The sequence below is a fragment of the Pseudonocardia phyllosphaerae genome, from assembly GCF_046546475.1.
GTDB classification, from domain to species: Bacteria; Actinomycetota; Actinomycetes; order Mycobacteriales; family Pseudonocardiaceae; genus Pseudonocardia; species Pseudonocardia phyllosphaerae.
In genome coordinates, this window is sequence record NZ_JBKGXS010000001.1 from 901,964 (window position 1) to 915,847 (window position 13,884).

Below are 13,884 nucleotides of genomic sequence, written 5' to 3' on the forward strand. Positions count from 1 at the left end.
CCATCTTCTCGCACGTGGAAGGATGGGCTGCATGTGCGGCCGTTACGCCTCCACGAAGGCCCCCGCCGACCTGGCCGACGAGTTCCACGCGGTCGACGCGACCGCGGAGAGCGCGCAGCGGCCGGACTACAACGTGGCGCCGACGAAGGACATCACCGTCGTCGTCGAGCGGCACCCGCGCGACGACGACGGCGCTCCCGACCCGGACGTCACCGAACGGTCGTTGCGGACCGTGCGGTGGGGCCTGGTGCCGTTCTGGGCGAAGGATCCCTCGGCCGGAGCGCGGATGGTCAACGCCCGCTCGGAGACGATCACCGAGAAGCCGGCGTTCCGCCGCGCGGTGGCGTCGCGGCGCTGCCTGTTCCCGATGGACGGCTGGTACGAGTGGCAGCGCTCCGCCGCGGTCCCGAAGAGCGAGGGCGGCACCGGTAAGCCGACCAAGCAGCCCTACTTCACCCACTACGCCGACGGCGACACCCTCGCCATGGCCGGGATCTGGGAGTTCTGGAAGCCCAAGGACGGCGAGCTCGCGGAGAAGTATCCGGACGGCCTGGTGACCGCGTGCGTGCTCACCACCGAGGCGGTCGGTGCCCTGGCCCAGGTGCACGACCGGATGCCGCTGGTGCTGTCCCCGGACGCGTGGAACGACTGGCTGGACCCCGACGCCGCCGCCGATGCGGCGGAGGTGTCGCGGCTGCTGACCCCGCCGTCGCCGGAGCTGGTGTCCACTCTGGAGATCCGGCCGGTGTCGCCGATGGTGAACAGCGTGCGCAACAACAACCCCGAGCTGCTGGACCGCATCCCCGACGACCAGGTACAGGAGCCGATCCAGTTGGACCTGCTGTCGTGAGCGACCCGGCGACCGGGGAGACCGGGGCGCCCGGAGCTGAGGCGCCGGTAGGCGGGGAGCCCGGAATCGGGAGTTCCGAGTCCGGGGTGACGGAGTTCGGGCCGGCCGGAGCCGGGGACCCCGAGGTCCGCGAGATCGACACGCCGCGCGGCCCGGCGCGGGTCACCCTGCACCCGGCCGGGAGCCGGAGCGACGGTCGGCCTGCCGGCAGCGGGCCCGGCGGTGCGGCCGGTGCCGACATCGGCTCGGAGGGGGCGCGTGGTCTACTGCTGCTCGGCCACGGTGCCGGAGGTGGCGTCACCGCACCGGATCTGGTCGCCGCGACCGGGGCCGCGCTCGACGCCGGCTACGACGTCGGTCTGGTCGAGCAGCCCTACCGCGTCGCCGGACGACGTGCGCCCGCCCCTGCCGGGCACCTCGACGAGGCCTGGACCGCGGTCTGCGCCGCGCTGCACGACGGCACCCGGTCACTCGTCGTCGGCGGGCGGAGCTCCGGCGCCCGGGTCGCCTGCCGGACGGCCGCGGTCACCGGCGCCTCCGGGGTCCTGTGCCTGGCGTTCCCGCTGGTCCCACCGGGGAAGCCGGAGAAGACCCGGGAGCCGGAGCTGGCCGGCGTCGACGTGCCGGTGCTGGTCGTGCAGGGCCGCAGCGACCGGTTCGGCGTCCCCGAGGCGGCACCCGGTCGCGAGGTCGTCCTGATCGACGGCGACCACGGCCTGAAGAAGGACCGCGCCGAGCTGACCGCCGCGGTGGGGAAGTGGCTGGCCGGGCTGTAGCAGCACCGTGATCACCTGCTGAGGAGCGGGACGCGCGCTCAGAGAGCGTCGATGTCGACGGCGCCTGGGACAGCGAGGAGCGTCGTGACAGTGATGTCGCGACACATCCCCGACACCCGTCCTGGTCATGATCCGGGTGGTGGCCGCGACTCGGATCGCCGCACGGCCTCGGCACGGGCGCAGTGCCTCAGAACGGTGCTGGATCATCGTCGGCTCCATTCCGGGGCTCCGGGATCGCCGGCTGTGCTCCGCCTGCGGGCCGGTCGAGCGTCGAGCGCGCCGACGTCGGCAGCTCGGTGTCGGGGTTGATCACTCGCCGGTCTGCGACGCCTTCGGTGACCACGGTGTCCTCGGTGAAGACGCGGTAGTCCTTCGGGTACGTGGTCGACTGGTACCCGTCGGGGCTGATCCAGGTCAGTCCACCGTCGGGGCGCACCAGTGCGTGCCAGCCGGTGACGTCTTTGAGCTTGTGATGCCGTTGGCAGAGCCCGAACAGGTTGTCGTCGACGGTGTGGCCGTCCTTGCCCCAGTCCTGGTGATGATCGAGATCGCGGATCCGGCGTTCGCAGTTCGGACCACGACAGGTGCCGTCGCGGCCGTGGACGTGGTCGTGCAGGTTCGCCGGTGGCCGGTAGGTGTTGCGTCCGTAGTCGAGCAGCTGTCCGGTGGCGGGGTCGGTGACCAGCCGTTTCCAGTCACCACCGGCGGCCAGGGCGCGGGCGGTGGTGGCGGGGATGGGGCCGTGGCCGGTGATCTCCCCGGGTCGGTTACCGCCGAGCAGGGTGTCGAGGCTGACGACGACCTGGATCAGCGGTTTGCGGCCGATCGTGGCGTTGGGGTCGGGCTTACACGCGAGGACTTCGGCGACGGCGGTGGCGATGACCTCGGCGTCCATACCGGTCGTCCCGTCATCGAGCGCTGCGCCGGTTGTTGCGTTGGTCGCTGTACCGGCCTGGGTACCGGTCGCTGCGGTGGTCTCCGTGCCGGTTGTTGCCTCGGTGGCCGGCGCGGTGCCGGCGCTCGTCGCGGTGCCGGCCGCGGGACGGCTGTTGACCACAGTGCTCACCGCGGTCATCACCGAGGTCAGGTCGGTGATCGTCACCGTGCCCTGCAGCAGTTCGTGGGCCAGATCGCAGCGCCGCTGCGCCAACGTCCGCGGGTCCTCGCTGCCCAGTGAGCGGGCGAGGCGGTCCAGGGAGTTCCAGGACGCTTCGGTCTGCGCGGCGGAGCCGGACAGCCACAGTGAGCCCATGCCGTTGTCGGTGCGGCTGATCGTCACTTCGCGGTCGTCGAACGCCCGCTGATGACGGCGAGCGGCGCCGTCGGGGTCGGCCCGGTGGATCGCCGTGCGCAGCCGCGCCCGGAGCCGGGTCTGGGTGATCGTGGAGGCGCCGGGCAGGATCGCGGCCTGCACCGCGCGGGCGGCGTCGTCGTCGAGGACCTGGGTGGACTCGGCGATGGCCTCGGCGGCGCGTTCCCCGATCCGGCCCGCCTCCCACTCGGCGAGAGTTTCGGGCAGTACGCGGTAGAGGCGTTCGGCCATGCCGAGTTCGCCGCGGGCCTGGTCCTCGGTCAGATGGGTGGCGATCGCGACCTGCGACGGGAGCCAGCGGGCCACCGGCACCGGAGTCTTCCCGGTGGCGTCGGGGACCGGGGCGGTGCTGCCCGGTGGGTGTCGTTCGACCAGGGCGCCGAGCAGGCGGGTGCGGACCGCGCCGGCCCAGCGTTCCAGCTGCACCGCGGCTTCGACGGTCTTCAGCAGTTCACGGTCGGAGAGATCCTCGGGTGCGGCGGCGGTGGCTTCGCACAGCGCGGCGAGGGTCCCGCCGGGCAGCATCTGCGCGGCGAGTGCCTCTTCGACCGTTGTGTCGACCACATGTTCGATTTTACCGGAGCAAGCAGTTACTTCGCTAGTAAAAGTTGCTGCCGTTGGGCGCAGAGATCCGACCGGTGGGCGGGGCAGGTGCGGGATGCCGGGGCCGCATGTCGCGAGCGGATCTACGACGCAGCAAGGCCGTTGTGGTGCGTGAGCGGCACGTCGTCGTGGCACGCAAGCGGGGCATGTCGTCGTGACCGCGAGCGGCATGCCGTCGTGGCGCGGGAGCGGCGATGCTGTCGTGGCGCGTAAGCGGCATCTCGTCGTGGCCCGCGAGCGGCAACGCGGTCCTGGCGGATAAGCGGCATTGTCGTCGTGGCCCAGGGCTGGAACCCCGGCGCCCGCTCGTGCTCGGCGGGCGGAATCGCACCGCCCCCACCCGATGATCGTCGGTTTGCCGGGGATCGGTGCCGGATGTGGCACCGAAGACCGGCAGAACGGTGATCATGGGCGTGGCAGCGGCCCGGCTACCCCGCGATCGGAGCCACCGTCGCACCGGTCAGCGCCTCCAGATCCGCCGGCGCCAGCTCGATCTCCAGCCCCCGCCGCCCACCCGAGCAGTAGATCGTCGGGAACTCCCGGGCCGACGCGTCGAGCACCGTCGGCAGGCGCTTGCGCTGCCCCAGCGGCGAGATCCCGCCCGCGACGTAGCCGGTGGCGCGTTCGGCGTCGGACACCTCGGCCATGACGGCCTTCTTCCCGCCCGCGGCCGCGGCGAGCGCCTTGAGGTCCAGCTGCGCGGACACCGGCACGATCCCGACGGTCATCGTCCCGTCGACCAGCGCGACGAGTGTCTTGAACACCCGCTGCGGGTCCTGGCCCATCAGCTCGGCGGCCTCCTCGCCGTAGCCGGCGCCGTCGGAGTGGGTGTAGGTGTGCAGCCGGTGCTCGACCTTCCGCTTCGTCAGCAGCGCCGTCGCCGGAGTTCCCTTGCCCGCCATGGCGCGAACGTACCCGGCCATGGCACGGACCTGCCCGCCTACGGCGCGGACCTGCCCGCCCACGGCGCGGACGTACCCGGGAATGCCGGGCGGCCCCACGTCGTTGGCGGGGACGTGAGCACAGCAGTGGTGGAGGCCCCCCGGGTGTCCGGATCGGGCCGCGTGCGGCGGCGCCCGGTACCCTCCGACGGGTCCGCCGCGCCGGTGAGCCGCATCGGCGCGCGGCCGTCGTCACTGGAGAGGGGACCCTTGTCGGACCAGCCGGAACAGCCGGAGCCGGATCAGGCCGCGCAGCCGGACGGCGCCGCACAGCCGGACGCCGAGGTGCTCGAGGCAGGCCCCGCCGACGAGGAGGGCAACCGCGCGCCCGAGGACGAGAGCGTCGAGGAGCGCACCGCCCGCTTCGAGCGGGACGCGATGCCGCTGCTCGACCAGCTCTACGGCGCCGCCCTGCGGATGACGCGCAACCCGGCGGACGCCGAGGACCTCGTGCAGGAGACGTTCCTGAAGGCCTACTCGGCGTTCGGCACGTTCCGCCGCGGCACGAACCTCAAGGCGTGGCTGTACCGGATCCTCACGAACACCTACATCAACGGCTACCGCAAGCGTCAGCGCCAGCCCGTGCAGTCGCCCACCGACGAGATCACGGACTACCAGCTGGCCCAGGCCGGTGAGCACAGCTCCACCGGGCTGCGCTCCGCCGAGGTGGAGGCCATGGACGCGCTGCCCGACAGCGACGTCAAGGAGGCGCTGCAGGCGCTGCCCGAGGACTTCCGGATGGCCGTGTACCTCGCCGACGTCGAGGGCTTCGCCTACAAGGAGATCGCCGAGATCATGGGGACGCCGATCGGCACCGTGATGTCGCGGCTCCACCGCGGCCGCCGCCAGCTGCGCGACACGCTCACCGACGTGGCGCGCGACCGTGGGTTCTCCCGCGGTGGCGCCGATGGCACCGACGGCGCCGAGAAGGCCGCCGACCAGGAGGTGACGGCATCGTGAGCGCCGACGACGCTCCGCTCGAGCAGAACCCGATGATCGAGCAGCGGGCCGACCGGGCCGGTTGCCGGGAGGTACTCGCCGAGGTCTGGCTGTTCCTGGACCGCGAGTGCGACCCGGACCGTCGCCGCGTCCTGCAGCAGCATCTCGACGAGTGCGCACCGTGCCTGTCCGAGTACGGCATCGACGAGAAGCTCAAGGCCCTGCTCGCCCGCAAGTGCGGCGGCGAGGCGGCGCCGGAGTCGCTGCGCGACCGGCTGCGTTCGCAGATCCGCTCCGCGGTGCTGGAGCAGGCCCAGGTGACCGTGGAGTCCGGGCCGGACGGCACGACCGTCTCCGTCGCGCACGAGCGCACCGAGGTGCGCCACTACGAGCGCTGAGCACCGGCTCACGCAGCACGCGACGACCTACACACGAGGAACGGGCGGGGACCGCAGCTGCGGTCCCCGCCCGTTCTCGTGTCCCGGACGACCGGGTCAGGCGACTCAGGTGTTCGGCTTCTTGCCGTGGTTCGCCTTGTTCTTCGCACGGTCGCGACGCTTGCGGGCACGCTTCGACATGATCGGCCCTCCTCTCCTGCTGGTCGGGGACGTTCCGCGGGGAACCCGCGGGAGCTCGTGTCCGTCGATTCTCGCATGTGGTGGGATGGGCGACCGTGACCACGCTCAGCGAGCTGCTCGCCGAACACACGACCATGGACGGCGACACCGCCGACCACCTCCAGCGAGTGGTCGGGGAGTGGCAGCTGCTGGCCGACATGTCGTTCGCGGACTTCCTGCTCTGGGTGCCGCTCGACGATCTCCACGCGAGCGGGGACAGCGGCCGCGCGTCGACCGCGCAGTTCCTCTGCGTCGCCCAGGCCCGCCCGACCACCGCGCCCACCGCGCACCCGGACGACGTCGTCGGCCGCCGCGCCGCGACCGTCGAGGTCGGGCAGCTGCGCCGGGCGGTCCAGGAGGGCCGCATCTGCCGCGACGACGACCCGCGCTGGCACCTGGAGGTCCCGGTCCGCCGGGAGACGATCCCGGTGCGCTACCGCGGCCGCACCGTCGCGGTGCTCTCCCGCGACACCAACCTCTCGACGCCGCGGGTGCCGTCGCCGCTGGAGATCGCCTACCTGGGCAGCGCGTCGGACCTGTGCCAGATGATCGTCGACGGCACGTTCCCGCCGCAGTCCGGCCCGCCCGGCTCGGCCGAGGGCAGCCCGCGGGCCGGGGACGGGCTCGTCCGGCTCGACGTGCACGGCAACGTCGCCTACGCCAGCCCGAACGCGCTGTCGGCCTACCACCGCATGGGCCACGCCAGCGACGTCGCCGGCGCCGACCTCACGACCGTCACCAAGGCACTGGTGCTCGACCCGTTCGACGCCAAGGAGGTCGCCGTCCGGATCGCCGACGCGCTGGAGGGCACGCCGTCGAGCCGGATGGAGGTCAAGGGCCGCCGGGCGACGATGCTGGTCAGGGCGCTGCCGCTGCGCCCGCGCGGGGACGCCGCAGGCGCGCTGGTGCTGGTCCGCGACGTCACCGACCTGCGCCGCCGCGACGCCGCCCTGCTCAGCAAGGACGCGACGATCCGGGAGATCCATCACCGGGTCAAGAACAACCTGCAGACGGTCGCGGCGCTGCTGCGCCTGCAGGGCCGCCGCAGCGAGTACCCCGAGACCAGCCGGGCGCTGGAGGAGGCCGTCCGCCGGGTCACCTCGATCGCTCTGGTGCACGAGGCGCTGGCGTACTCCGTGGCCGAGAACGTCGCGCTCGACGAGCTGCTGCCCAAGGTGCTGCCCGCGATCCGCGACGGCGCCACCACCGAGGCGAAGGCCCGGGTCCGGGTCGAGACCGGGTTCGGGTCGCTGCCTGCGGAGAAGGCGACCCCGCTGGTGCTGGTCCTGGCCGAGCTCGTGCACAACGCTCTCGCCCACGCCTACGACCCCGGCGTCGCGGGGGAGGTCGTGGTCAGCCCGAACCGGTCGGCCAAGCGCCTCGAGGTCTCGGTCGCCGACGACGGGCACGGCATGCCGCCGGAGTTCGACTTCGAGAAGTCCAAGGGGCTGGGCCTGCAGATCGTGCGGACCCTGCTGACCTCGGAGCTGGAGGCGACCATCTCGGTGACCGACCGGGAGACCGGCGGGACCGTCGCGCTCATCTCGGTGCCGCTCAGCGGCGGCTGAACCGCTGGTCGGCGGCGAATGGTGGCTGACCGTGGTGCACACCAGGACGAACGGTGACCCTCGGTGACCCGGGGCACGGGAAGGTCGATGAACGGCAGGGGATACGCTCTGAGCGTGACCGTCGATCCCGGTGCCGTGGTCGCGCCGACACCGTCGGAGACGGTCATCGCCGGGGTGGCAGATCACCCCGGACACACCTCGGGCCCGTGGCCGGTGGCGTCCGGCTACGGGCCCGAGGTCGGGGAGCTATCGAAGTGGAGCCGCGCAGGCGGCCCGGAGTTGCCGAGTACGAACGACTCAGGCGGTGCGGGCGCGCGGACGCGAGCCGCGGCGCTTCAGGGCGCGACGCTCGTCCTCGCTCATGCCGCCCCACACACCGGCGTCCTGGCCGGACTCCAGTGCCCACTGGAGGCAGGACTCGGTGACGGGGCAGCGCCGGCATACGCTCTTGGCCTCGGCGATCTGCATCAGGGCGGGGCCGCTGGTGCCGACCGGGAAGAACAGCTCCGGGTCCTCGTCGCGGCAGATCGCGTCGTGACGCCAGTCCATGGTTGCTTACTCCTCGTGCTGCGCGATCGGGGTCGCGCCGATCGTCATGTTTCGTCCGTGTTACGGAGCTTGTGAATACTTTCACGAGCTCCGGCGATGCTCAATGGGTTACTGCCTGCTGGATGCGTGAGGGGCCTCATAGGCCACGCACGACGGACCGGAATCCTGAGAACCACAGGGGTCCTCGGCCGGTCCCAAGCAACCAGTGTCCCCGCACGACGCCGTTTCGGCTACTCGAAACTTTGTCGCACCGAACACTCCGGGCGGCGGTGCCCGGCGTTCCCTCGCTTGCGTAGGGACCACCTTGGATCACCGGTTTGGCCTGGTGTAAGCCCCAACGGGACCGACGGTCCGCTCACATCGGTGAATGGCGTGGTTGCTCACCCCGGCGTGTGAGTCCCGCCTCGGAACTGCGGCGAACCGTCCGTCTCACACGACGACGCGTAACGCACCGGGCACGGAGAGGAACTCCACCTCGGTTCTCTCGCCCAGGTGGTCGCCGTCGAGCTGCAGGGCCAGCGGCCGGTCGCTGCTGATCCGTACCCGGGGAACGGCGTCGTGGCGCACGATGTTCCGCCCGTGCGGGTCGCCGTCGGGGGACAGGATCTGGCGCAGCACGCTCGCGATGACCCGCGGGCCGAGCCCGGTGAGTGCGAACAGGCCCAGCCCCCCGCCGAACGACGAGCGCGGGTTGGTCCGCACCGCACGCCCGGACAGGTAGGTCCACGGGTCGGTGTTGGAGACGAACGCCAGCCGCACGTCGTGCAGCGGGGCCGCGTCGGGCAGCTCGACGGTCATCGACGGCGGCCGGCGCAGCTGGGAGACGTACTGCGCGATCGCGGTCATCGCGTACCGGCTGGGGCTGGCCTCGTGCCCGTCGGCGCGGGCCCGCTCGACGGCGGCGACGACGTCGGCGTCCCAGCCGATCCCCGCGTTGAAGGTGAACCAGCGGTCGTCGGCGTGGCCGAGGCCGACGCGGCGCTGCCGGCGGGCGGTGAGCGCGGTGAGCAGCTGCCCGGTCGCCTCCACCGGGTCGCGCGGCATGCCCAGGGCGCGGGCGAACACGTTCGCCGAGCCGCCGGGGACGACGGCGAGCATCGCGGTGGCCTCGGCGTCCGGGCGGGGCGGGCCGTGCCCGGCACCGGTCTGCGCGGCGAGCAGGCCGTTGACGACCTCGTTGACCGTGCCGTCCCCGCCGAGCGCGACGACCAGCTCGACGCCGTCGGCGACGGCCGCGGCGGTGCCCTCCGCGGCGTGCCCGCGGTAGCGGGTCTGCAGCACGTCCAGCTTCAGCTCGCTGGCCAGCGCCTTGGTCAGCACGTCCCGCCCTGCGGCGGTGGTCGACGTGGCCTGCGGGTTGACCACGAGGAGAGCGCGCACGGCGCCGAGGGTAGGCGCCGGTCCTATCCTCGGTCCTCGTGGGTGAGCCCGTGGAGGAGACGACCGGCCGGGTGCCGGCGCCGCACAACGTGCGGATCGCCGGTGCGCTCGTGGCGCTGCAGGGGGTCGTCGCCGCCGTTGTGGCGGTGGTGCTGGCGGTGCGCGCGGTGGGCGACGGCGGCCCGCGGCTGTACTACGGCCTCGCCGAGGCCGGGATGTTCCTGCTGCTCGCCGCGGCCGTCGCCGGCGTCGGGTACGGGCTGGTCCGCGGGGTGCACGGCTGCCGGAGCCCGGCGATCGTGATCGAGCTGCTGCTGTTCGGCGTGGTCTACAGCCTGCTGGGGCCGTCGCACCAGCTGGTGTGGGGGATCGTCGTCGGGCTGGTGGTGCTGGCGACGTTCCTGCTGCTGATCAGCGAGCAGTCCCGGCAGTGGTCGATGGGGGACGAGTACCCGGGTCGCCGCGGCCGTCGGGAGCCCGGTCAGCGGGAGCCCGGTTCGCGGGAGCCCGGTTCGCGAGAGCACTGAGCGGCTCGCCGGTCAGCCGGAACGTCGTCCAGCCCTCGTTGGGACCGGCACCGATCGAGCGGTAGAAGCCGATCGCGGGCTCGTTCCAGTCCAGGACGTTCCACTCCAGCCGGGCGTACCCGTGCCGGGAGCACTCCTCGGCGAGTGCGGCCAGCAGGGCCAGGCCGTGTCCGGCGCCGCGGTGCGCGGGGGAGACGTAGAGGTCCTCGAGGTGGATCCCGGCGACGCCCTCCCAGGTGGAGAACGTGCGGAACCAGATCGCCAGTCCGACCACGTGGCCGTCCGCGGTGGCCACGTGCGCCCGGGCGCTCGGGTCGCTTCCGAACAGCGCGGTGTGCAGCTGGGCCCCGGTGAGCCGGCACTCGTCGAGCGCGTGCTCGTACTCGGCCAGGTCGTACACCAGCCCGACCATGGCGGCGACGTCCGCGGGCCCGGCCGGGCGGACGGTGCTGCTCAACGGGTCACTCCTGGGGCGGCGGGCAGTTCACGTGGTCGAGGCGCGGGACGCCCCGCTCGAACCCCAGCACGGTCACCCCGGCCGGGTCCAGCTTCACGTGCACGCCCGCGGCGGGCGGCAGGCCGATCCAGCGGACGGTCAGCACCCGCGAGAAGTGGCCGTGCCCGACCAGGACGACGTCGCCGTCGCCGATCAGGCGGCGGGCCTCGGTGAGCACGGCGTCGGCGCGGGCACCGACGTCGTCGGGGGTCTCGCCGCCGGGCCACGGCCCGTCCCAGACCGTCCACCCGGGCAGCGTCTCCCGGATCTGCGGCGTGGTCAGGCCCTCGTGGGCGCCGTAGTCCCACTCGGCGAGGCGCCCGTCGACCCGGTCGACGGTGAGCCCGGCGCCGGCCGCGGTGTCGCGCGCGCGGGTGCGCGGGCTCGACAGCACGTGTGCCGGGGGCTCCGTACCGCGCAGCGCGGCCAGCCCGGCCCGGGCGCGGGCGGCGGCGCGCCGGCCGGCGTCGGTCAGGCCGATGTCGGTCGCCCCGGTGTGGCGGCCGGTGGCCGACCACTCCGTCTCCCCGTGCCTGAGCAGGAAGATGCGGCCGGGAGGCTCAGCGTCGTTGCTCCGCCCGGCAGGATTGGCGTTCGGCTGGTCAGGTGGTTCTGCCGCCATGATCGCGACGCTAGCGTGATCGGGCCCGGATCGCCTGTCCACGGAGGACGCTCCCCCTACGGCGCCGCCGCTCACCCGAGCGAGGCGTCACTTCTGTGGCCCGGCGCCGTTGTCCGGGCAACGGGTCGGCTCTACCCAGGTCGTCCGCTGCCTCAGCTCCCCGAGGAGACACATGTCCCAGTCCAGCTCCCCCCGCGCCTCCGGGCGCCTCGTGGCCCGCCTGACGACGGGCCGCACCGGCCGCCGCCTGGCAGGCGCCGGGACCGCGGTCGGCCTCGCCGTCGCCGCCGCCCTCACCGCTCCCGTCGTCGCGTCCGCGGCGCCCGGGGCCCCGGCCGGCCCCGGCGCGATCGGGCCCGGCTCGCAGATCTCCACCCCGCAGCAGGGCGGCGCCGAGCTGTGCACCGCGAACTTCGTGTTCTCCGGCAACGGCAAGACCTACCTGGGTGCGGCCGCGCACTGCATGGCGGGCGAGAACTCCTCGCAGGGCGTCGACGGCTGCAAGGAGCCCGTCATGCCCGAGGGCGTCCGGGTCGACATCGCCGGGCGGGACGGCAAGACCTACACCGGCACCGTCGCGTACAACTCGTGGAAGGTCATGCAGGACAAGGGCGAGAAGGCCCGCGACCTGTGCACCTTCAACGACCTCTCGCTCATCGAGCTGAGCCCGGAGGCCGAGAAGGCCGTCGACCCGACCGTCCCGAACTTCGGTGGCCCGACGGCGCTGGACACCGACGGCACCAAGGACGGCGAGAAGGTCTACAGCTACCAGCCGAACCAGACCGCGCCGACGCCGAACAAGCAGGGCGTCAGCCTCGGCCAGCCGGACGGCCCGCGCACCCACGTCGTGCAGACGACTCCGCCCGGCATCCCCGGTGACTCGGGTTCCGGCTTCCTCGACGCCGACGGCAAGGCCTTCGGGGTGCTGTCCAGCCTGATGGCGCCGACCAGCTCCAACGGCGTCACCGACCTGTCGAAGGCCCTGGACTACGCCGCGGCCAACGGCAAGATCGGCAAGGTCTCCCTGGTTCCGGGCAACAAGCCCTTCACCCCGGGCAACGCCAAGCTGACCAAGCTGCCCAGCGGGTCGGAGCTGCCGCAGACGCCGCTGCCGGAGCTGCAGCCGCTGCCGCTCGGCTGAGCCCGCTCCTCCTGCGCACGGCGGGCCGTCCCGATCTCCGGGGCGGCCCGCCGTCGTGTGTGCGGGCAACGGCGCGGGCTCCGGTGCGGCAGTCCAGTACGGGCGTTCTGTGCGCAGACCCACTGGCACGTCGCGGCAGCGGTGGCGCCCGAGCCGTTATGATCGTCGGCGAGTACCCGACAGCCGAGACCGTCGCGGGGGCCGCATCCGTGCCCCGTCGCAGCGGATGGCCGTCCGGCACCGAGTCCGGCCGACGACAACCCGCGGCCCCGGTGCAGCGGCAGGCGCCCGAGCCGGGCGCCTCTTCCTCTTCCTGCCGTAGGAGTTTTTCCATGACGCTCGCCCAGGACCGTGCCCGGACCGCCCCGACGACCGCTCCCGGCCACGACGAGGTGTTCTCGGCGCACGAGGGCGGCAAGCTGTCCACCGGGCTGACGGCCCCACTGGCCGACGCCCGTGACCTGGCGATCGCCTACACCCCGGGGGTGGCCGAGGTCAGCCGCGCGATCGCCGCCGACGCGGCGCTCGCCGCGCGCTACACCTGGGCGCACCGGATGGTCGCCGTGGTCAGCGACGGGACCGCGGTGCTCGGGCTCGGTGACATCGGCCCGCGCGCCGCGCTGCCGGTCATGGAGGGCAAGTCGGCGCTGTTCAAGTCCTTCGCCGGGCTGGACTCGATCCCGCTGGTGCTCGACACCACCGACGTCGACGAGATCGTCGAGACCCTGGTCCGGCTGCGTCCGACGTTCGGCGCGGTCAACCTCGAGGACGTCGCGGCCCCGCGCTGCTTCGAGCTCGAGGACCGGCTGATCGAGGCGCTGGACTGCCCGGTCATGCACGACGACCAGCACGGCACCGCGATCGTCCTGCTCGCCGCGCTGCGCGGGGCGGCCGCGGTCCAGGGTCGCCCGCTGGACTCGCTGCGGATCGTCATCTCCGGTGCCGGTGCGGCCGGGGTGGCCTGCACCCGGATCCTGCTGGCCGCCGGCGCGACCGACGTCGTGCTGCTCGACTCGCGTGGTGTCGTCGACGACGGCCGGGGCGGGGTCAAGGCCGAGCTGGCCGCGGTCACCAACCCGCGCGGGGTCACCGGCGGCGTCGCCGAGGCCCTCGACGGCGCCGACGTCTTCGTCGGGCTCTCCAGCGCGAAGCTCCCCGAGGAGCTGCTGGAGACCATGAACGACGACGCGATCGTCTTCGCCCTGTCCAACCCGGACCCCGAGGTCCACCCGGACGTCGCGCGCCGGCACGCGGCGATCGTCGCGACCGGCCGCAGCGACTTCCCGAACCAGATCAACAACGTGCTGGCCTTCCCCGGGATCTTCCGCGGGGCGCTCGACGCGCACGCCCGCCGGATCACCGACCGGATGAAGCTGGCCGCCGCCGAGGCGATCGTCGACGTCGTCGCCGACGAGCTGGCGCCGGACCGGATCGTCCCCGGCCCGTTCGACCCGCGGGTCGCCCCGGCGGTGGCCGCGGCCGTCGCGCGGGCCGCGCAGGCGTAGCGCGCGGTCGTACGTCGATCCCGGGCCGCTCGCGTATGGAGCGCCGGGCACGCGATCA

At 73.1% G+C, this 13,884-nt stretch carries 15 protein-coding genes; 8 read left to right on the forward strand and 7 right to left on the reverse strand.

What is annotated here, in order from left to right:
- Positions 1 to 31 precede the first annotated feature (31 nt).
- Together ACLE50_RS04310 and ACLE50_RS04315 are read left to right on the forward strand one after the other, a co-directional pair.
- The gene (locus ACLE50_RS04310) at positions 32 to 850 is read left to right on the forward strand and encodes an SOS response-associated peptidase (RefSeq protein ID WP_410942017.1); all 819 of its coding nucleotides are present in this window, start codon (positions 32 to 34) and stop codon (positions 848 to 850) included.
- 86 nt (positions 851 to 936) lie between these two features.
- Complete coding sequence (locus tag ACLE50_RS04315; protein ID WP_410942018.1) at positions 937 to 1,626, forward strand: alpha/beta hydrolase family protein; 690 nt, start codon at positions 937 to 939, stop codon at positions 1,624 to 1,626.
- 187 nt (positions 1,627 to 1,813) lie between these two features.
- On the opposite strand, the gene ACLE50_RS04320 is transcribed toward ACLE50_RS04315, so the two are convergent.
- Positions 1,814 to 3,502, reverse strand: coding sequence for an HNH endonuclease (locus tag ACLE50_RS04320; protein ID WP_410942019.1), 1,689 nt, complete (start codon positions 3,500 to 3,502; stop codon positions 1,814 to 1,816).
- A 467-nt stretch (positions 3,503 to 3,969) separates the two neighbouring features.
- Positions 3,970 to 4,443, reverse strand: coding sequence for a Cys-tRNA(Pro) deacylase (gene ybaK, locus ACLE50_RS04325; RefSeq protein WP_410942269.1), 474 nt, complete (start codon positions 4,441 to 4,443; stop codon positions 3,970 to 3,972).
- A 324-nt stretch (positions 4,444 to 4,767) separates the two neighbouring features.
- Between ybaK and ACLE50_RS04330 the strand changes: the two genes are divergently transcribed.
- Both ACLE50_RS04330 and rsrA read left to right on the forward strand, forming a co-directional pair.
- Positions 4,768 to 5,442 carry a sigma-70 family RNA polymerase sigma factor gene (locus tag ACLE50_RS04330; protein WP_410942270.1) on the forward strand — a complete coding sequence of 225 codons (675 nt, stop codon included), beginning with the start codon at positions 4,768 to 4,770 and terminating at the stop codon, positions 5,440 to 5,442.
- 32 nt (positions 5,443 to 5,474) lie between these two features.
- Positions 5,475 to 5,819 carry a mycothiol system anti-sigma-R factor gene (gene rsrA / locus ACLE50_RS04335; protein WP_410942271.1) on the forward strand — a complete coding sequence of 115 codons (345 nt, stop codon included), beginning with the start codon at positions 5,475 to 5,477 and terminating at the stop codon, positions 5,817 to 5,819.
- A 105-nt stretch (positions 5,820 to 5,924) separates the two neighbouring features.
- On the opposite strand, the gene ACLE50_RS04340 is transcribed toward rsrA, so the two are convergent.
- Positions 5,925 to 5,999 (reverse strand): 50S ribosomal protein bL37, encoded by a 75-nt coding sequence (locus ACLE50_RS04340; RefSeq protein WP_370589081.1) that lies wholly within the window; start codon positions 5,997 to 5,999, stop codon positions 5,925 to 5,927.
- A gap of 95 nt (positions 6,000 to 6,094) precedes the next feature.
- Here ACLE50_RS04340 and ACLE50_RS04345 point away from each other — a divergent pair, with 95 nt between their 5' ends.
- Complete coding sequence (locus ACLE50_RS04345; protein ID WP_410942020.1) at positions 6,095 to 7,606, forward strand: sensor histidine kinase; 1,512 nt, start codon at positions 6,095 to 6,097, stop codon at positions 7,604 to 7,606.
- A 297-nt stretch (positions 7,607 to 7,903) separates the two neighbouring features.
- Here the strand turns inward: ACLE50_RS04345 and ACLE50_RS04350 are convergent, their stop codons facing one another.
- Both ACLE50_RS04350 and ACLE50_RS04355 read right to left on the reverse strand, forming a co-directional pair.
- On the reverse strand, positions 7,904 to 8,155 hold the full coding sequence (locus ACLE50_RS04350; protein ID WP_093340802.1) for a WhiB family transcriptional regulator: 252 nt from the start codon (positions 8,153 to 8,155) through the stop codon (positions 7,904 to 7,906).
- A 429-nt stretch (positions 8,156 to 8,584) separates the two neighbouring features.
- Positions 8,585 to 9,535, reverse strand: coding sequence for a diacylglycerol/lipid kinase family protein (locus ACLE50_RS04355; protein ID WP_410942021.1), 951 nt, complete (start codon positions 9,533 to 9,535; stop codon positions 8,585 to 8,587).
- A 38-nt stretch (positions 9,536 to 9,573) separates the two neighbouring features.
- On the opposite strand from ACLE50_RS04355, the gene ACLE50_RS04360 reads away from it, so the two are divergent.
- Complete coding sequence (locus tag ACLE50_RS04360; protein ID WP_410942022.1) at positions 9,574 to 10,062, forward strand: hypothetical protein; 489 nt, start codon at positions 9,574 to 9,576, stop codon at positions 10,060 to 10,062.
- Here the strand turns inward: ACLE50_RS04360 and ACLE50_RS04365 are convergent.
- Positions 9,947 to 10,519 carry a GNAT family N-acetyltransferase gene (locus ACLE50_RS04365; protein WP_410942023.1) on the reverse strand — a complete coding sequence of 191 codons (573 nt, stop codon included), beginning with the start codon at positions 10,517 to 10,519 and terminating at the stop codon, positions 9,947 to 9,949. The two genes, ACLE50_RS04360 and ACLE50_RS04365, sit on opposite strands and share 116 nt — an antisense overlap.
- A gap of 4 nt (positions 10,520 to 10,523) precedes the next feature.
- Positions 10,524 to 11,180: a histidine phosphatase family protein gene (locus ACLE50_RS04370; protein ID WP_410942024.1), complete on the reverse strand. Its 657-nt coding sequence runs from the start codon at positions 11,178 to 11,180 to the stop codon at positions 10,524 to 10,526.
- A gap of 172 nt (positions 11,181 to 11,352) precedes the next feature.
- Between ACLE50_RS04370 and ACLE50_RS04375 the strand changes: the two genes are divergently transcribed.
- Together ACLE50_RS04375 and ACLE50_RS04380 are read left to right on the forward strand one after the other, a co-directional pair.
- A complete protein-coding gene (locus ACLE50_RS04375; RefSeq protein ID WP_410942025.1) occupies positions 11,353 to 12,321 on the forward strand; it encodes a trypsin-like peptidase domain-containing protein in 969 nt (322 codons plus the stop codon).
- A 332-nt stretch (positions 12,322 to 12,653) separates the two neighbouring features.
- Entirely contained in the window at positions 12,654 to 13,826 is a 1,173-nt protein-coding gene (locus ACLE50_RS04380) for an NAD(P)-dependent malic enzyme (RefSeq protein WP_410942026.1), read from the forward strand.
- Positions 13,827 to 13,884: the final 58 nt, after the last annotated feature.

Excerpts from the sequence above, each read along its gene's own strand:
- ACLE50_RS04375 (WP_410942025.1), top strand. The coding sequence starts at position 11,353 with ATGTCCCAGTCCAGCTCCCCCCGCGCCTCCGGGCGCCTCGTGGCCCGC.
- ACLE50_RS04370 (WP_410942024.1), bottom strand. The coding sequence starts at position 11,180 with ATGGCGGCAGAACCACCTGACCAGCCGAACGCCAATCCTGCCGGGCGG.
- ACLE50_RS04350 (WP_093340802.1), bottom strand. The coding sequence starts at position 8,155 with ATGGACTGGCGTCACGACGCGATCTGCCGCGACGAGGACCCGGAGCTG.
- ybaK (WP_410942269.1), bottom strand. The coding sequence starts at position 4,443 with ATGGCGGGCAAGGGAACTCCGGCGACGGCGCTGCTGACGAAGCGGAAG.
- ACLE50_RS04310 (WP_410942017.1), top strand. The coding sequence starts at position 32 with ATGTGCGGCCGTTACGCCTCCACGAAGGCCCCCGCCGACCTGGCCGAC.
- ACLE50_RS04380 (WP_410942026.1), top strand. The coding sequence starts at position 12,654 with ATGACGCTCGCCCAGGACCGTGCCCGGACCGCCCCGACGACCGCTCCC.
- rsrA (WP_410942271.1), top strand. The coding sequence starts at position 5,475 with ATGATCGAGCAGCGGGCCGACCGGGCCGGTTGCCGGGAGGTACTCGCC.